14 protein-coding genes are annotated in these 17,155 nt (G+C 69.1%); 9 read left to right on the forward strand and 5 right to left on the reverse strand.

The window, feature by feature from the left end; translation table 11 throughout:
• The first annotated feature begins 118 nt into the window (after positions 1-118).
• Genes IEX91_RS13455 through IEX91_RS13465 form a run of 3 tightly spaced genes read left to right on the forward strand, consistent with a single transcriptional unit; the run spans position 119 to position 4,617 of the window.
• Entirely contained in the window at positions 119-3,238 is a 3,120-nt protein-coding gene (locus IEX91_RS13455) for an oligosaccharyl transferase, archaeosortase A system-associated (RefSeq protein WP_188879600.1), read from the forward strand.
• Positions 3,239-3,243: 5 nt separating this feature from the next.
• Positions 3,244-4,179, forward strand: a complete 936-nt coding sequence (locus tag IEX91_RS13460; RefSeq protein ID WP_188879601.1) for a DUF368 domain-containing protein — start codon at positions 3,244-3,246, stop codon at positions 4,177-4,179.
• Positions 4,180-4,221: 42 nt separating this feature from the next.
• Positions 4,222-4,617, forward strand: a complete 396-nt coding sequence (locus IEX91_RS13465) for a hypothetical protein (protein WP_188879602.1) — start codon at positions 4,222-4,224, stop codon at positions 4,615-4,617.
• A 30-nt stretch (positions 4,618-4,647) separates the two neighbouring features.
• Here IEX91_RS13465 and IEX91_RS13470 read toward each other — a convergent pair whose 3' ends face one another.
• The 5 genes from IEX91_RS13470 to IEX91_RS13490 form a co-directional block, all read right to left on the reverse strand.
• Complete coding sequence (locus IEX91_RS13470) at positions 4,648-4,833, reverse strand: hypothetical protein (RefSeq protein WP_188879603.1); 186 nt, start codon at positions 4,831-4,833, stop codon at positions 4,648-4,650.
• A gap of 110 nt (positions 4,834-4,943) precedes the next feature.
• Positions 4,944-6,116, reverse strand: coding sequence for a Cdc6/Cdc18 family protein (locus IEX91_RS13475; RefSeq protein WP_188879604.1), 1,173 nt, complete (start codon positions 6,114-6,116; stop codon positions 4,944-4,946).
• Between the two features lie 59 nt (positions 6,117-6,175).
• Positions 6,176-7,252, reverse strand: a complete 1,077-nt coding sequence (locus IEX91_RS13480) for a hypothetical protein (RefSeq protein ID WP_188879605.1) — start codon at positions 7,250-7,252, stop codon at positions 6,176-6,178.
• 4 nt (positions 7,253-7,256) lie between these two features.
• A complete protein-coding gene (gene glpK / locus IEX91_RS13485; protein WP_188879606.1) occupies positions 7,257-8,789 on the reverse strand; it encodes a glycerol kinase GlpK in 1,533 nt (510 codons plus the stop codon).
• A 151-nt stretch (positions 8,790-8,940) separates the two neighbouring features.
• Positions 8,941-9,399, reverse strand: a complete 459-nt coding sequence (locus tag IEX91_RS13490) for a hypothetical protein (RefSeq protein WP_188879608.1) — start codon at positions 9,397-9,399, stop codon at positions 8,941-8,943.
• A gap of 122 nt (positions 9,400-9,521) precedes the next feature.
• Between IEX91_RS13490 and glpA the strand changes: the two genes are divergently transcribed.
• From glpA to IEX91_RS13520, 6 genes are all read left to right on the forward strand, one after another.
• The gene (gene glpA, locus IEX91_RS13495; RefSeq protein ID WP_188879609.1) at positions 9,522-11,261 is read left to right on the forward strand and encodes an anaerobic glycerol-3-phosphate dehydrogenase subunit GlpA; all 1,740 of its coding nucleotides are present in this window, start codon (positions 9,522-9,524) and stop codon (positions 11,259-11,261) included.
• Positions 11,251-12,501, forward strand: a complete 1,251-nt coding sequence (gene glpB / locus IEX91_RS13500; RefSeq protein WP_188879611.1) for a glycerol-3-phosphate dehydrogenase subunit GlpB — start codon at positions 11,251-11,253, stop codon at positions 12,499-12,501. Before glpA ends, glpB begins: the two co-directional genes overlap by 11 nt.
• Complete coding sequence (locus IEX91_RS13505) at positions 12,498-13,835, forward strand: anaerobic glycerol-3-phosphate dehydrogenase subunit C (protein WP_188879613.1); 1,338 nt, start codon at positions 12,498-12,500, stop codon at positions 13,833-13,835. The genes glpB and IEX91_RS13505 overlap by 4 nt, the downstream gene beginning before the upstream one ends.
• A 46-nt stretch (positions 13,836-13,881) precedes the next feature.
• Positions 13,882-14,922: a ferredoxin--NADP reductase gene (locus IEX91_RS13510; protein ID WP_188879615.1), complete on the forward strand. Its 1,041-nt coding sequence runs from the start codon at positions 13,882-13,884 to the stop codon at positions 14,920-14,922.
• A gap of 295 nt (positions 14,923-15,217) precedes the next feature.
• On the forward strand, positions 15,218-16,498 hold the full coding sequence (locus IEX91_RS13515; RefSeq protein ID WP_188879617.1) for a TraB/GumN family protein: 1,281 nt from the start codon (positions 15,218-15,220) through the stop codon (positions 16,496-16,498).
• The gene (locus tag IEX91_RS13520) at positions 16,495-17,091 is read left to right on the forward strand and encodes a zinc metalloprotease (RefSeq protein ID WP_188879619.1); all 597 of its coding nucleotides are present in this window, start codon (positions 16,495-16,497) and stop codon (positions 17,089-17,091) included. The genes IEX91_RS13515 and IEX91_RS13520 overlap by 4 nt, the downstream gene beginning before the upstream one ends.
• The last annotated feature ends 64 nt before the right edge of the window (positions 17,092-17,155 follow it).

Raw genomic sequence — 17,155 nt, forward strand, 5'->3', positions numbered from 1 at the left:
AGGGGTTGCTACCGGCGGCCGACTGACGAAAGGGTTCGCCGTCTGACGGACGCGAGACGCGCGCTCAGCCGTGGGTATATGACAAGGCTTATCCTCACTTTGCGTCTCCACGCACACAATGAGCGACGATACTGACCAGTCCGCCGGTCCCTCCAGCGGCGGACGCTCAGTCCTCGACATCGCAGCGGACTGGTATCCAGTCCCCGTGGTCGCGCTCCTCATGGCGTTCATGCTGTGGGTGCGCGGGCAGTCGTGGCAGAACTTCGTACAAGACGGACAGATCCTCCTCAGCGGGAACGACCCGTGGTACCATCTCCGAAGCACGGAATACGTCGTCCACCATTGGCCGGCGACGAGACCGTTCGAAATTTGGACGCAATTCCCCACCGGAACGAGCGTCGGCCAGTTCGGGACGCTGTTCGACCAAGTGATGGCGACAGTCGCCCTGATCATCGGACTCGGAAGCCCGAGCGATCACCTCATCCGTCTGGTCGTCCTCTTCACGCCTGTCGTCGTCGGGACGCTCGTCGCCATTCCGATGTACTACCTCGGGAAGCGCCTCGCTGGCCGCGCCGGAGGGGTCCTCTCCGTCGCCGTCCTCGGCTTTATCCCGGGCGTCTTCCTCCAGCGGAGCCTCGTCGGCACCGCGGACCACAACATCGTCGAGCCGCTCTTCCAGTCGCTCGCCGTGCTCGCCCTCCTCGTCGCGTTCCACGTCGCGGAGCGCGACAGCCCGGTCTGGGAGCAGGTCCGTGCGCGCGAGTGGGACGCACTCAAACCGGTTCTCGGGTGGAGTACACTCGCAGGAATCGCCACCGCCCTCTACATGTGGACGTGGCCGCCGGGCGTCCTCCTCGTCGGCATCGTCGGCGTCTTCTTCCTCCTGCAGCTCGCGAGCAACCACTACAACGGCACGAGCCCGGATCACCTCGCCTTCGTCGGCGTGACGAGCTCGGTCGTCACCGGCGCCCTCCTCCTCCTGCCCTTCGACACGATCGGGTTCTCGGCGTCGCGCTTCTCCCTCCTACAACCACTGGCGGCGTTCGCCGTCGCAGTCGCCTGTCTCTTCCTCGCGTGGCTCTCGCGGACCTTCGAGTCGCGCGACGTCGATCGGCGCGCGTATCCCGTCGTCGTCCTCCTCATCTCGGCCGTCGGCGCCGGACTCGTCGCCGTCCTCCTTCCCGACGTCTTTGCGATGATCTTCTCGAACCTCCAGCGCTTCGTCGCGTTCGACGCGAGCGCGTCACAGCGCACTATCGGCGAGGCCCAGCCGTGGCTCGGCAGCCTCTCGAACTACGGCGGGTCGCGCTTCGCGCTGTTCTTCAGCCAGTACGGCCTCGCGTTCTTCGCGATGCTCGCGGGTCTCGCGTGGCTCCTCTGGCGGCCCTTCATCGACGCGAGCAGTCGGAAGCGCTGGTTCGCCGTCGTCGCGCTCGTCGTCACGGCGATCGTCTCCCTTCTCCCGGGCCTGCTGCCGACGATCGCGGGCACCCTCGGGCTGAACCCGACGTGGACGGGAATCGTCGTCGTCGGCGGTCTCCTCTTCGCCTCCGTCGTCATCGGCGATCACGACGCGGAGAAGGCCTTCGTGGTCGTCTGGACGCTGTTCCTGATCGCGGCGGCGTTCACGCAGGTGCGCTTCAACTACTACCTCGCGGTGCCAGTGGCAGTGATCAGCGGCTACGCGGGCGCGACGCTGCTCCGCTCGGACTACGTCGACATCGCTGCGGTCCGCGAGTCCGCAGAGAACGTCGAGGCGATCCACGTCATCGCCGTCGTCGCCGTGTTGCTCGTCTTGATCGCGCCGCTCGCGGCGTCGGTGACGCTCAGCACGGATCGCGGCAACTTCCAGACGACCACGGCGGTCCAGACGGGCGCGTCCGCCGGCCCCGGTGGCGTGACCGGATGGGCGCCGATGCTCGATTGGATGCAGAACAACACGCCTGCAGAGGGCAACTACGGTGGCGCGGGTAACGCCGATCAGCTCGACTACTACGGCACGTACCACCAGACGGACGACTACGACTACCCGAAGGGGAGTTACGGCGTGATGAGCTGGTGGGACTACGGCCACTGGATCACCGTGCTCGGTGAGCGGATCCCCGACGCGAACCCGTTCCAGGGCGGCGCGACGTACGCCGCGAACTACCTGCTCGCGCAGAACGAGACGCACGCCAACGAGATCCTCGACTCGAAGGGCGACGCGAACGAGACGACGCGCTACGTCGCCGTCGACTGGCAGATGGCCGCGGTGAACTCGAAGTTCAGCGCGCCGACGGTCTTCTACGACGACCGGGAGGGCGTGAACCGCTACGACTTCTACCGCCCGCTGCTGAGTCAGACGCAGAACGGCGGCTACCAGCTCCAGGCGTACGTCCACTCCCAAGACTACTACGAGACGATGCTGGTCCGGCTGTTCCGCTATCAGGGCTCCGCGATGTCGCCCGAGCCGATCGTGGTCGATTGGGACCGGAGCCAGGGGCCGTACTACCTCTCCAACGGTCAGGGGTCGTCGTCGACGGTCCGGCAGTTCAATACGACGGCCGAAGCGGAGGCGTACGTCGCCAACGACTCGACGTCGCAGATCGGCGGCGTCGGGCGCTACCCGAGCGAGTACGTCCCCGCCTTAGAGCACTACCGGCTCGTCGGACTGAGCTCGAAGGCACCGAGCCAGCAGCTCTCGAACATGCCGGCGTGGGCGAAGCTCTACGAGCGCGTGCCGGGCGCGACGGTCCAGGGCAGCGGCCCCGCGAACGCGAACGTCACGGCGTCAGTGACGATGTACTCGACCCAGCAGGGGGAGAATCAGAACTTCACCTACACGCAGCGCGCCCAGACCGGGCCGAACGGTGAGTTCACGATGACGCTGCCGTACTCGACGACGGGCTACGACGAGTACGGCCCGGAGAACGGCTACACGAACGTCAGCGTCCGCTCGACCGGGAACTACACGTTCAGCGCCACGGCGAACGGCACCTACTGGACGGGCTCCGCGGACGTGACCGAGGGGCAGGTCAACGGTGCGAACGACTCCGCCACGCAGGTCTCGATGAGCGAGCTCGACCTCTCGTCGCTCCTCGGCGGAAGTAGCGAGAGCGGCGACGGTAGTTCGAGTGGCAGTAGCAGTAGCGAGAGTGGTAGCGGCGGTAGCAGCGACGGCGGTAGTAGCACCAGCACTGACGGCACCGCGAGCGACACCACCGCGGCCGTGACGGAGCCGACCGCACGGGCAGCCTGAACGACATGAGTGTGCGCGCGTGGCTCGGCGTCTACCTCCGCGGTGCCGCGATGGGCGCCGCGGACGCCGTCCCCGGCGTCTCCGGGGGTACGATCGCGCTCATCACCGGGATCTACACCCGGCTGATCGACGCGATCGCCGGCCTCGACCCGCGCGCGTGTTTCGCGCTGCTCGGCCCCGCCGTTCGCACGCCGATCGACGCCGACGCCCGCGCGACCGTCCGCGACGAACTCGTCGGGATGGACGTGCCGTTCCTCTGCGTCCTCGGCATCGGCGTCGTCTCGGCCGTCGTCACGGTGGCGAACGTCGTCCAGTACTTCCTCACCACCGATCCGGTGGCGACGTACGCCTTCTTCTTCGGGCTCGTCCTCGCCTCGGTGCTCGTGCTCGCGGGCGACGTCAGCCTCGGGACGCCGCGTCACGTAGCCGCCGCCGTCGGTGGGTTCGCGCTCGCGTTCGTCGCGAGCGGGAGCGCGGGCGCCCACCTCCCCGCGAACCCCGTCACGACGTTTCTCGTCGGCGCGCTCGCCATCTGCGCGATGGTCCTGCCGGGGATCTCGGGCTCGTTGATCCTCCTGACGCTCGGCCAGTACGATCGGATGACCGGCGCGGTCCACGGCGCGACGGCCGCGGCGTTCGCCGGCGATGTCGGGGCGTTCGGTGAGCACGTGACGACGCTCGTCGTCTTCGCGGTGGGCGCCTTCGTCGGACTGCTCTCCTCCGCGCGCGTCGTCGCGTGGGCGTTCGAACACTACCGCACGGCGACGCTCACGTTCCTCGTCGCGCTGATGGCCGGGGCGCTGCGAGCGCCGCTCCGCCTCGCGTTCGGGGACGTTCCGGCGCTCGACGTCGCCGTCGTCGGACGCTTCGTCCTCCTCGCGCTCGTCGGCGCGGTCGTCCTCGTCGCCCTCGAACGCGCGAGCGGGACCGTCGGCTACTGACCGGGGCGCATCCCTGAAGGCGTCGCGGGACCGACGACCGGTATGGACGACGATCACGATCACCCGGTGTCGACGAGCGAGATCGACGAGGTACTCGCGGAGCGCGATGTCCCCGCCGACCGGCTCGACGCGGCGCTCGCCGCACTCCAGAAGCTCGCTAGCGACTCGCCCGGCGTCGAGAGCGTCGAGGACCTCGTCTACGAGTGGCGAAACGCGTTCCGCGACGACCCGCTCGTCGAGCGGACGGCCGAGGCCTACTACCTCGCGGTGGACGAGCGCGTCTGGCGAGACTTCGCGTCGCGTCTCGACTGGGACGCGGCCGTCCGCGAGGCCGTGCGAGCTGCCCACGAGCGCGCGTTCGCCGCGGCGCTCAGCGGTGACGAGGAGAGCTATGTCGGCGACGGTGACGACGGCGGTGCGCTCGTTCTCCGGCGCTGAAAGAACGGAGTGAGGTCGTCGCGAGCGGTGCTACTCGGCGCTGTGGTGGTGGACCCAGTTCTGGATGGGGATGAGGTCGTCTCCCCCGCACCCGCCGCAGGTCTCGGGCGGATCGAAGCTTCGTTTGCCGGTCGCGGTCCGTCGCGGTACCCCGGCGTGAATGAGTTGACAGTCGCTACAGACGTATCGCGCCACGTTCTCCGGTGAGTGTGACATGGGCAGACGTACACGATCGTGGAGTAAAAACGCTTCCCCCGAAAGTCCGGAATTTCGGCGTTTAGAAGCGTCTATACGGCGGTATCCGCCGCCGAAGACGGCCGGCCGAATCACTGCCGGAGGTCGTATAGCTTCTGAAAGACGGTGGGGGGAAAGCGGAGCTCGACGCGACTCGGCGAACGGCCCTTCCCGCCGCCGTCGGTCATGCGGACGCGTTCGAGGACGCCGGTCTCCGCGAGCTCGTAGAGGTACCGCTCGATCGTGCCGGTCGAGAGGTCGACGGCGTCGGCGTCGGCGATCCCCTCCGCGGTCTCCGTGACCGAGCTTCCCTCGTCGCGGTCCAAGTCGACGAGCGCCCGGAGGACGCGCTGTTTGTTCGTCGAGAGCGCCAGCATCTCGCCGAGCGAGACCGCGGGACGCGGGACGGAGCGACAGGCCGCGTCGATATCGGCCTCGCTGAGGCGGGCCTCGTCGGTCTCGGCGGCGTGTTCTGCCGCCGCGAAGAGCGCCGCGAGCGCGTCGTGGGCGTTCCCGTCGGCCCAGTCGGCGATCCGACGGGCGAGCGCGTGATCGAGCGCGCCCTGTGCGAGTCCCGCGGACGCGCGCGTCATCAGCACGTCGATGAGCACGCGGCGTCGATAGGCGTCGATCCGGATGGCGTCGACGGCGGCCGTGACGAGCGGGCACTCCGTGGGAGCGGGGCGGCCGACCGCCAGCCAGCGCGCGCCGTCCGGGAGCGCGTCGAGGCGCTCGCGGATCGCGTTCGCGTCCACGCGCGGCGAGCCAACGTGATCGACGGCGACGACGGCGCCGCCGGGCGAGCGCGTGAGGGCGTCGTGGAGGCGAGCGCGGATCTCCTCGGTGCCGATGCCGTGCTCCGGGATCGTCTCGTCGACGACGGCGTCGAGCACGTGCCGGTAGAACGCGAACTCGCTCGCCGTCTCGCGGAGGTCGACGTAGACGAACCGTGGCGTCGTCGAGGCGCTCGCGCGCGTGCTCGTGTGGATGGTGGAGTGGCTCTGTACGGAGAGGTCGTCGAGACGCGCGAACAACGCCGTCACGACGGCGGTCTTTCCGGCGCCGAAGGGCCCGTGAACGTACGCGTTCCGGGGGAGGCGACTGTCGAACACCGGGTCGAGGTGATCGAGAAGGCGCTCGACGACCGGTCCGCGTCCGGCGGGGTCCTCGACGTGTGCGACCGGCGAGAGCGCGCCGTACTCGCGGATCAGCCGCTGCGAGTCGGCCCGGTGTCGCCGTCGTCGTATTCGCGCGTCGATGTCCATGGTGAGTGTGGTCGTCTCTCTCGTACTGCGTGCGTGTTCAAAAGCCGACGGATCCGACCTCAGAGGCCGAGATAGCCGGCGTTCGGGAGCAGGCCGAGCAGGTAGAGGACGCCGACGACGAACATGATCGATGCGATGGCCATCGCGGGCGGGTCGACGTGGGTCCCGGAGTGCGAGTAGAAGATCCGCTGGGCTCCTTCCCCGACGACGCCCGAAAGCGCGCCGAAGACGCCGGCGGCGAGCAGCGGCACGAGTTCGCCGCCGACCATCGGGGCGGCGATCATCGCGCCGACGACGCCGATCAGCGTGAGGTGGTGCGTGACCGGGATCTTGGCGACGCCGAGGTTGAGGAACAGCAGGCTGGCCGCCGAGATACCGTAGCCGAGGAAGACGCTCCCCGTCTCCAGCCAGATGTAGCCACCGAGGATCCCACCGACGACGCCGATGACCGTGACGTTCAGCCACTTGTACTGGTGGCCGAGCCACGGTTCGACGGCCAGTCGACCGGCGTTCCCCTCGGGGACGTCGTCGGGCTGCTCACGGGGTTCGTTGCGCTCGAACGGTCCCATGTCGAGGAGTCCGTCGCCCGCGGGCGAGCCGATCAGCGGGTAGCGGAACACGACGCGCGCGATCATGGCGGTCAGGAAGACCGACAGCGCGATGTTGTCGGTCGGGAACCCGAGACCGCCCGCGATCTGCGTGATGAGCATGCCAAGCGCGCCGAAGAGCGCGCCGACGGCGAGGATGTCCGGCTTGGTGCCGAACGCGGAGGAGATGTCCTTGCCGAGGTGGTAGTCCCACCCGTTCGGGTTCATCTCGGGATACTTCTTGCCGACGTACGCGGAGGCGGCGACGCCGCCCGCGAAGGCGACGTGCGGGCCGACGACCATCCCGAAGCCGAGCGTGCCGGTGATCCCCGCGGCGAGACTCCCGTTGATCGCGTCGAGGCCGTTCAACTGGCCCTGTAGGATGCCGACGCCCTCACCGAGGAGGACGACGAAGCCGGTGAAGACGAAGGACGGGAGCGCGCCGAGCGCCGCGCCGAACGCGCCGCCCGCCAGGGCGGTGACCAGCAGGACGAGGAACGGCTCGACGCCCATGTCGAGGACCGGGATCGTCTGGAGTGGTGCGTACATGCTATCATTCCTCCTGTGCCCAATCGAGCGAGCGTTCGACCGCGTCGTCCCAGCGGCCGTACATCCGATCGGCATCCTCCGAATCCATCTCGGCTTCGAACTCGCGGTCGATCTGCCAGTTCGAGCGGAGTTCCTCGATGGTGTCCCAGTAGCCGACGGCGAGTCCGGCGGCGTACGCCGAGCCGAGCGCCGTGGTCTCGTCGACGACCGGACGTGCGATCTCCGTCCCCAGGATGTCCGCCTGGAGCTGACAGAGGAAGTTGTTCTTCACCGCGCCGCCGTCGACGCGCAGCGAGGTGGTCTCCACGCCGGAGTCCGCCTCCATGGCCTCCGCGATGTCGCGGGTCTGGTAGGCGATGGATTCGAGCGTCGCGCGGACGATGTGCTCCTTCTTCGTCCCGCGGGTCATCCCGACGATGGTGCCGCGCGCGCGGCCGTCCCAGTGAGGCGCGCCGAGGCCCGTGAACGCCGGGACCATGTAGACGCCGTCGGTGGAGTCGACGGAGCGTGCGAGCTCCGCGGTCTGGGCGGCGTTGTCGATCAGGTCGACGTCCTCGAGCCACTCGATCGCCGCGCCCGTGACGAAGATCGACCCTTCGAGGGCGTACTGGACCGGCTCGCCGGACATCTGGAAGCCGACGGTGGTGAGCAGGCCGTGCTCGGACTCGACGGCCTCGTTCCCGGTGTTCATGAGGTAGAACGAGCCGGTCCCGTAGGTGTTCTTCGCGTCGCCGGCGTCGAAGCAGGTCTGCCCGAAGAGCGCGGCCTGCTGGTCACCGAGCGCGCCCGCGACCGGCACCTCGGCGCCGAGGAATCCCTCGGCGTCGGTGTGGCCGTAGTAGTCCTCGTCCGAGGAGGGTCGGACCTCTGGGAGCATCTCGTGGGGGACGTTGAACTCCGAGAGGAGCTCGTCGTCCCACTCCATCTCGTGGATGTCGAAGAGCATCGTCCGCGAGGCGTTCGTGACGTCCGTGACGTGCTCGCCGGTGAGGTTGTAGATGAGCCAGCTGTCGATGGTGCCCATCAGCAGTTCGCCATCGCGCGCTCGATCGCGGAGGTCCTGCGAGCGCGAGGACTGGAGCTTCAGCGGCTCGGCGTTGTCGAGGATCCACTCGGTCTTCGTCGCCGAGAAGTACGCGTCGACTTCGAGACCGGTCTTCGCGCGGATGTCCTCGGCGCGCCCCGCGTCCTCCAGTTCCTCGACGCGGTCGGTGGTCCGGCGGTCCTGCCAGACGAGCGCGTTGTGGATCGGTCGGCCGCTCTCGGCGTCCCAGACGACCGTCGTCTCGCGCTGGTTCGTGATGCCGATTCCCGCCAACTGATCGGCGTCGAGACCCGCATCGTCGAGCGCGCGCGTCACGACGGCCTGCGTGTTCTCCCAAATCTCGACGGGGTTGTGCTCGACCCATCCGGGCTCCGGATAGATCTGCTCGTGCTTCTCGTAGGCGTTCGCCACGACTTCGCCGCCGTGGTCGAAGACGATGAAGCGCGTTCCCGTCGTCCCCTGGTCGATCGAACCGACGTATGTGTCGTCCATAGATACCCTCTGGCGACGAATTCTTTACCGATGTCGCCGCCCTATGGATAGATAAATACTAACAATAATAAAGGTTTCTCCGACGCCCTGAGTCGGGTGAACGTTCGCACGCGCGTCGGGCGCGGGCGACGACGGCGTCTCCCGTCCCGTCTCAGAAGTCGGGGAGGTCGTCGGGCGCCTCGTAGTCGGCGTCCCAGTCGACGTAGTCCGCCTTCATGCGGTCGGAGACGATCCGGCCGAGCTCGGTGAGCTCGGCGTTGATCGCGGAGACGGTGCTCCACGAGTCGAGGGCGGGGTGGAGGTCGCGCTCCTTCCAGTCCTCCGGCAGGCCGGGCGCGTGGTAGCCCACGCGGTCGGCGAAGTCGTCCCAGAAGAAGTCGAAGCGCTCGATCAGCCCGAGGTCGACGACGATCCGCCACTCGGATTCGTCGAGGTCGCTCTGCCGGGCCCACTCGGCGAAGGCCTCGTCCCACGCGCCCTCGCGGAGGAACGCCTCCAGATCGGATCGGTGCGTGTCGTTCGCGCCCGAGACGTCCACGTCGTCGTACGCGTTCGGGTCGGTGTCCGTCTCCAGTTCCGGCGGATCGGGGGTCTCGACGTCGAGGCTCATGCCCCGTGAAGGGTGTCCCTGCCCGAAGTACGTTGCGCCGTTGGCTTCGGCGACCGTTTACGCCCACCCTACCGGGGGGAATAAACATAAGGTGCCCCGGAAGAGACATAGAGGCGAACTGTATGGGCACGAGAACCGAGGTCCTCGTCATCGGCGGGGGCTCGACTGGCTGTGGTGTCGTCCGCGACCTCGCGCGCCGGGGCGTCGACGTGACCCTCGTCGAGAAGGGCAACCTCACCAACGGAACGACCGGGCGAATGCACGGCCTGCTCCACTCGGGCGGGCGGTACGCCGTCTCCGATCAGGCGAGCGCGCGCGAGTGCATCGAGGAGAACCGCGTCCTCAGGGACATCGCGGGCCACTGCGTCGAGGAGACGGGAGGGCTCTTCGTGAAGCGTCCCGAGGACTCAGAGGAGTACTTTCAGGAGAAGTTGCAGGGGTGTCGTGACTGCGACATCCCCGCCGAGGTACTCACGGGCGAGGAGGCGCGCGCGCGCGAACCGTATCTCGCACACGACGTCGAGAAGGCGATCGCGGTCCCCGACGCCGCCGTCGACCCCTTCCGCCTCTGCGTCGCCAACGCCGTCGACGCCGAGAACCACGGCGCGCGGATCGAGACGCACGCCGAGGTGACCGACCTCCTCGTCGAGTCGGGCGAGATCGTCGGCGCGACGGTCCGTCACGCGTCCGGGAAGGGTCCCCGCGAGCACGGGACGCCGGGCGAGGAGGAGGAGATCTACGCCGACCACGTCGTGAACGCCGCGGGCGCGTGGGCGGGCCGGATCGGCGACTTCGCGGGTCTCGACGTCGCCGTCCGCCCCTCGAAGGGCGTGATGACGGTGATGAACACCCGGCAGGTCGATACGGTCGTGAACCGCTGTCGACCGAAGGGCGACGCGGACATCATCGTCCCCCACGAGACCGCCTGCATCCTCGGCACGACGGACGAGGAGGTCGGCGACCCCGAGGACTACCCCGAGGAGGAGTGGGAGGTCGATCTGGTCATCGACACGCTGAGCGAGCTCGTCCCCATCCTCCAGGAGGCCCGGACGATCCGCTCCTTCTGGGGCGTCCGGCCGCTGTACGAGCCGCCGGGGACCGGCACCCAAGACCCCACGGACATCACGCGCGACTACTTCACGCTCGATCACGCAGAGCGCGACGACGTGCCGGGCATGACGAGCATCGTCGGCGGGAAGCTCACGACCTACCGGATGATGGCCGAGTCCATCACCGATCACGTCTGCGAGAAGCTCGGCGTCTCCGCGACCTGCGACACCGCGGACGTCCCGCTCCCGGGGAGCGAGCGCGAGGGCGACATCGAGGCCGCGATGGAGCGCTTCGGCCTGCGCTCGCCCGTCGCGCGCCGGAGCGCGGACCGACTCGGCTCGCGCACCGAGGACGTCCTCGCGTCGTGCGACCCGAACCCCGTCGTCTGTAGCTGCGAGGGCGTCACCCGCGCGGAAGTGCGGGACGCCATCGAACAGGCCGGGACGGACCTCAACGCCGTGCGCCTGCGGACGCGCGCGTCGATGGGCAACTGTCAAGGCGGCCGCTGCGCGCACCGGATGGCGGCGGAGCTCCACCCGGAACACGACGAGGAGAGCGCGCGCGCGGCGCTCGACGAGCTCCGCGCGGAGCGCTGGAAGGGCCAGCGCCACGCGCTCTGGGGCGAGCAGCTCTCCCAAGCGATGTTGAACCACGCGCTCCACGGCGCGACGCTCAACGAGGACGGCGACCCCGCGCGGACGGGCGCGTCCGTCGAGTGGGACGCCTTCGATGACGGCGCGGGAGCGGACGCCGAGGACGCGCAGGGCGGATCGACCGCGGGCGGCGACGCGGAGGGCGCGCATGGCGATTGAGGACGACGTCATCGTCGTCGGCGGCGGCGTCGCGGGGATGACCGCGGCGCTCGCGGCCGCCGACACGGGGGCGTCCGTTCGACTCGTCACGAAGAGCCAGAGCACGCTCCGGCACGCGAGCGGGCTCGTCGACGTGCTCGGCTACGCGGACGAGGAGCTGATCGCGGACCCGTTCGACGCGATCGGGGACCTCCCGGCCGACCACCCGTACGCGAAGGTCGGCGTCGAGGCGGTCCGCGACGGCCTCGCGCGCTTCGACGCGGTCACCGGCGACCTCTACCGGGGCGGGTACACCGACGCGAACGCCCTCCTGCCGACGCACGGCGGGGCGGTGAAACCGACAGCGCGCTACCCCGCGAGCGCCGCTGCGGGTCTCGCCAGCGACGAGCGCGACGCCCTGCTCGTCGGCTTCGAGACGCTGAGCGACTTCGACGCGCCGCTGGCCGCCGACCACCTGCGCGCCGCCGACGTCCCGTTCGACGTCCGAGGCGCGACGGTGTCGTTCCCCGGCGCGCCGCGCGCGGACGCGAAGATCACGCGCTACGCCCACGCCCTCGACGAGAACGACGACGACGAACGCGAGCGCCTCGCGGCACGCGTCGAGCGCGTCCACGAGGGCGAACCGAGGGTCGGCTTCCCCGCAGTGCTCGGCGAGTCGCACCACGCGGCCGTCCGGACGGCGCTCGCCGACGCCCTCGACGCGGACGTCTTCGAGGTCCCGATGGGGCCGCCGAGCCTCCCCGGGATGCGCCTCGAGGCCGCCTACGAGCGCGCGCTGCGCGACGCCGGCGTCAACGTCGTCCGCCGGCCCGTCGACGGCTACGAGACGGACGGGGACGGCCGCCTGACCGCGGTGCTCGTCGAGCGAAACGGCCAGCGCGTCCCCCACTACGCCGACGCGTTCGTCCTCGCCACCGGCGGCCTGGTCGGCGAGGGCATCGATTCGGACCGAGAGGGCGTCCACGAACCGGTCTTCGACTGTCACGTCCCACACCCCGCGGACCGGTACGAGTGGTTCGTCGACGACCCGTTCGGCGACCAGCCGTACCCCCGGTTCGGCGTCGTCGTCGACGACGATCTGCGACCGCGGGACGCGACGGGCGGTATCGAATTCGAGAACCTCCGCGCCGCCGGCAGCGTCGTCGGCGGCGCCGATTTCGCCGCGGAGTGCTCCGGGACGGGCGTCAGTCTGGCGACGGGCGACGCCGCCGGAACCGCCGCGGGCAGTGATACACAATGAGTGACGCAGAATCCCCGAACGACGAGTTCGAACCGATCGAGGTCTTCCCGGAGAACGAGACGCCCGACCTCCGGCCGGGCGCCGACGACTGCTATAAGTGTTCGACCTGCGATACCAACTGTCCGGTCGCGGAGGTCGACGACGACTTCCCCGGACCGAAGTTCCAGGGCCCCGAGCAGTGGCGTCTCAAGCGCAAGGAGGACACTTCGGTGGACGACTCCATCTCGAAGTGTTCGAACTGCATGCGCTGTGACTCCGCGTGCCCCAGCGACGTGCCGCTCTCGCAGATGCACAACACCGCGCGCGCCGAGTACGTCGAGGAAGAGCTCTCGAAGACGAGTCTCACCTACTGGCGCAACCGGATCCTCGCCAACTACCGGACCTCCGCGTTCTTCGCCAGCAAAGTCCCCCGGATCGCGAACGCCGCGATGAACTTCGGGCCGGCGCGGTGGGCGATGGACCGCGTCTTCGGCATCACGAGCGAGCGCGAGTTCCCCGCGTTCGCCACGGAGACCTTCCGCGAGTGGTGGGAGCGCGAGGGCGGCGCGGACGGCTCCCGTGAGCGGGCGCGGGCGGCGCGCGAGCGACGCGGCGAGGACGCCGACGCCGAGAAGAAGGTCGCGTACTTCCACGGCTGTTACGCGAACTACAACACCCCCGAGGTCGGGAAGGCGATGGTGCGGGTCTTCGAGCACTTCGGCTACGAGCTCGTCGTCCCCGAACAGCGCTGTTCGGGAACGCCGATGTTCGCCAACGGGATGCTCGACGACGCGGAGCGCCACGCCGAGGTGAACGTCTCCTCGATGGGCGACCTGATCGAGCAGGGGTACGACGCCATCGCCTCCTGTACCTCGTGTTCGATGGCGCTCCGCCAGGAGTACCCCGAGCTGTTCGACATCGAGGGGATCGACGAGCTCGCCGAGAACACGTGGGAAGCGCTCGAATACCTCCGCGTGCAGGAGGACCTCTCCGGCGAGCTCTCGGCCGCGACGGTCGAGGACGAGAACCTCGCCCAACTGGCCTACCACGCCCCGTGTCACGCGCGCAATCAGGGCCTCGACGGGCAGGCGCTCGAACTGTTCGCGGACCTCGCGGGCGTCGACGCCGCGGACGTCGGGGACTCCTGTTCGGGGATCTCGGGCACCTACGGCTGGAAGTCCGAGAAGTACGATACCTCGATGAAGATCGGCGAGGAGATGTTCGACCACATGGAGGACGTCGAGGGCGAGGTCGGCATGACGGAGTGTCCGACCTGCGCGATGCAGATGGAGCACGGCACCGGCTACGAGATCAGACACCCCTTGGAGATCGTCGAGTCCGCACTCGTCTCCTGAGAGCGCGCCCGTCGCGCTTACGGCGCTCGACCCCGAGGGTGTAGGCATGACCGAGGGCACGCACCCCCGCCTCGACGAGCAGGTCGAGGAACTCCCCCTGTTGACGGACACGGCGACCGTGACGCGAGTCGAGGCGCTCGACGAGCAGCGACACGACGAGATCCGCCGCGCCGTCCACCGTCTGTTGCGCGAGCACGGCGCGGACGTCACGCGCTACATCGGCGAGGAGAGCATCGCGTGGACGCCGCTCCTCGACGCCACCGCGGAGCTCGATCTGCCGGACGTCACGCGGAAGAAACTCCGGACGCTCCGCGAGCGCGACGAGCGGGACTTCCCGTCGCTCGTCGAAGTCGCGTTCGATCCCGAGGAGCCGTTCGACTTCGCGCCCGGCCAGTTCGTCACCATCCGCTTTCGCGGGACGCCACGGCCCTACTCGATCGCGTCGTCGCCGAACGCCGAGGAGATGTCCCTCTGCGTCAGACGCGTCCCCGGCGGGCGGCTCTCCGAGAAGCTCTGCGCGGAGCTGAAGCCGGGTGATCACCTCCCGGAGCTCCGCGGCCCGAACGGCGAGTTCACCCTCCAGGACCCAGCCCCGACGGACATGGCCTTCCTCGCCACGGGGACGGGGATCGCGCCGCTGCGCTCGATGGTGAACTACGTCTTCGAGGAGGGACGGGACACCTACGAGGGCGAACCACGCGACATCTGGGTGTTCCTCGGGGCGTCGTGGGAGGACGACCTCGCGTTCCGCGAGGAGTTCCGGGCGCTCGACGACGCCCACGAGCACTTCCACTTCGTGCCGTGTCTCACCAGAGAGCGCTACCTCACGGGCTGGACGGGCGAGACCGACTACGTCCAGCAGACGCTGTTGAAGTACGTCGCCGAGGACGTCGACGCGCCGGACCTCGACCCGGACCTCGAAGCGTACCTCGACGCGGAGCCGGAGACGGACATCGCGGCGCGGATCGATCCCGCGGACCTCGAAGTGTACGCCTGCGGGGTCTCAGCGATGGTGCAGACGCTCGAGGACGTGTGCTCATGCGTCGGCGTCTCCGGGGGCGACATCCGCGGCGAAGGCTACGGGTAACACGGCGTCAGGGCGTCACGGCGCATCGCCGCGGACGAGGGAGGGAGCGACGGGTCGGCCATCGAGCGAAGTGAGCCGCTCCAGCTCACACAATAGCAGCGCGGAAACCCACGAGTTCACTCGTGGATCACTGACCGTTCGCGGTCCGCTCCGGGTCCGTCTCGATGTCGTCGGGAGAGCGCTGCGTCGTGAGGCGTAGGACATAACGGTTATGCCGGTCGGCCCCACGGAGACCGGTCCGTGCGGCGCGCGGTGACGACACACGTAAGGCCCGGTGGTGACTACGCTCCTGACAATGAGTGACAGCGCGCGCGACGGCGAGGGGTCGGTGCGACTCGTCGGGACCGCGCACGTCTCCGCGGACAGCGTCGCGGAGGTCGAACGCGTCATCGAGGAGGAGGAACCCGACGCGGTGGCGGTCGAACTCGACGAGGGACGCTACCGGCAGATGAAGGGCGGGACGCCGGACGAGATCGCGCCCGCCGACCTCCTGCAGGGGAGCGTCGCCCTGCAGTTCCTCGCGTACTGGCTGCTCTCCTACGTCCAACAGCGGATGGGCGAACGCTTCGACATCGACCCCGGTGCGGACATGCTCGCGGCGGTCGAGACGGCCGAACGCGTCGGCTCCGAGGTCGCGCTCGTCGACCGGGACATCCAGGTGACGATCCAGCGCTTCTGGGCGCGGATGGGGTTCGTCGAAAAACTCCGCCTCGTCGGGCAACTCCTCCTCGCCGTCGTCGGCATCGGCGGCGACGAGGAGGAGCTGGAGATGGACGACCTCACCGACACGGACGTGGTCTCGGCGATGATGGCGGAGTTCCGCCAGTTCAGCCCGGAGGGCGCACGGGCGCTCATCGACGAACGCGACGCCTACCTCGCGCACAACATCCACGACCTCCGCTCGCAGGGCAAGCACGTCGTCGCGGTGGTCGGCGCCGGTCACAAGGAGGGGATCGAGCGGTACCTCGACCACCCCGAAGAGCTCCCGCCGATGAGCTCGCTGACGGGACGCGTCGAGAAGCGCTTCTCGCTGTTCAAGGCGTTCGGCAGCCTCCTCACGCTCGGCTTCCTCGCCTTCTTCGGGCTCGTGTTGATGGCGGGCGTGAGCAACGGGACGCTCCTGCGGCTCTTCGTCGCGTGGTTCCTGTTCAACGGCGTCGTCGCCGCGGGTCTCGCGCTCCTCGGCGGCGCGCACTGGACGTCCGCGGGTGTCGGCGGCGCGGTGGCGTGGCTGACGAGCGTCAACCCCCTGCTCGCACCCGGGTGGTTCGCGGGGTACGTCGAACTGCGCTACACGCCCGTCCGCATCAGCGACGTCGGCCAGCTGAACGACATCCTCAACGACGAGGCGCTCCCCATCCGCGAGGTGTTCTCGCGGATGACCGAGGTGCCGCTCTTCCGGCTCATCGCCGTCGTCGCGCTCACGAACCTCGGGAGCATGGTCGCCAGCTTCCTCTTCATCCCGCTCGTCCTCCCGCTCGTCGGCGGCGACCTCGGGAGCGCGAGCGAGGTCGTCTCCGTCCTCGTGCAGGGCGCACAGAACAGCCTCGAACTCCTCCGGGGGCTGGTGGCGTGACCCGGCTCTCCTTCGGCGCGCGTGAGCTGCGCGACCTCCTCGTCGCGTGGCTCGCCCTCGGCGTCGCGTTCGCGTTCTTCTACGAGCGGATCACGATCACCACGCTCGGCCCCGTCCTCACCTCCGGGGCGTTCCTCGTCGCGCTCGCCGTCAGCCTCCTCACGGCGGGCATCGGCTTCCTCCTGCACGAGCTCGCCCACAAGGTTGTCGCGGTCCGCTACGGACAGGTCGCGGCGTTCCGCGCGGACTACGGCCTGCTCGCGCTCGCCGTCCTCGGCGGGCTGGCGGGCTTCCTCTTCGCCGCGCCGGGCGCGGTCGTCCATCGCGGTCGGCTCACCGACCGCCAATCCGGGCTGATCGCGCTCGCCGGCCCCGTGACGAACCTCGCGCTCGCCGCGCTCTTCGCGCCGTTCGCGGCCGTCGGGAGCGCGCTCGCGTGGCGCGGCGTGACGATCAACCTCCTGCTCGCGGGGTTCAACATGCTCCCCGTCGGGCCGCTCGACGGCAACACCGTCCGCTCGTGGAGCACGGCCGTCTACGTCGCGGTGGCCGTCCCGAGCATCGCCCTCGCCGCCTACGCGTTGTACGTTTGACATCCTCCCCGCGCTGAAGCGCGAGGATTCCCGACCGCCGTTGGGATATTGTGGTCTACGGCGT

Origin of the sequence: Halarchaeum nitratireducens (assembly GCF_014647155.1) — an archaeon.
In the GTDB taxonomy this organism is placed as follows: domain Archaea; phylum Halobacteriota; class Halobacteria; order Halobacteriales; family Halobacteriaceae; genus Halarchaeum; species Halarchaeum nitratireducens.

Coding starts and splice junctions, on each gene's coding strand:
- glpA (WP_188879609.1), top strand. CDS start 9,522: ATGGGCACGAGAACCGAGGTCCTCGTCATCGGCGGGGGCTCGACTGGC.
- IEX91_RS13515 (WP_188879617.1), top strand. CDS start 15,218: ATGAGTGACAGCGCGCGCGACGGCGAGGGGTCGGTGCGACTCGTCGGG.
- IEX91_RS13460 (WP_188879601.1), top strand. CDS start 3,244: ATGAGTGTGCGCGCGTGGCTCGGCGTCTACCTCCGCGGTGCCGCGATG.
- glpB (WP_188879611.1), top strand. CDS start 11,251: ATGGCGATTGAGGACGACGTCATCGTCGTCGGCGGCGGCGTCGCGGGG.
- IEX91_RS13475 (WP_188879604.1), bottom strand. CDS start 6,116: ATGGACATCGACGCGCGAATACGACGACGGCGACACCGGGCCGACTCG.
- IEX91_RS13490 (WP_188879608.1), bottom strand. CDS start 9,399: ATGAGCCTCGACGTCGAGACCCCCGATCCGCCGGAACTGGAGACGGAC.
- IEX91_RS13510 (WP_188879615.1), top strand. CDS start 13,882: ATGACCGAGGGCACGCACCCCCGCCTCGACGAGCAGGTCGAGGAACTC.
- IEX91_RS13455 (WP_188879600.1), top strand. CDS start 119: ATGAGCGACGATACTGACCAGTCCGCCGGTCCCTCCAGCGGCGGACGC.
- IEX91_RS13465 (WP_188879602.1), top strand. CDS start 4,222: ATGGACGACGATCACGATCACCCGGTGTCGACGAGCGAGATCGACGAG.
- IEX91_RS13480 (WP_188879605.1), bottom strand. CDS start 7,252: ATGTACGCACCACTCCAGACGATCCCGGTCCTCGACATGGGCGTCGAG.
- IEX91_RS13505 (WP_188879613.1), top strand. CDS start 12,498: ATGAGTGACGCAGAATCCCCGAACGACGAGTTCGAACCGATCGAGGTC.
- IEX91_RS13470 (WP_188879603.1), bottom strand. CDS start 4,833: ATGTCACACTCACCGGAGAACGTGGCGCGATACGTCTGTAGCGACTGT.
- glpK (WP_188879606.1), bottom strand. CDS start 8,789: ATGGACGACACATACGTCGGTTCGATCGACCAGGGGACGACGGGAACG.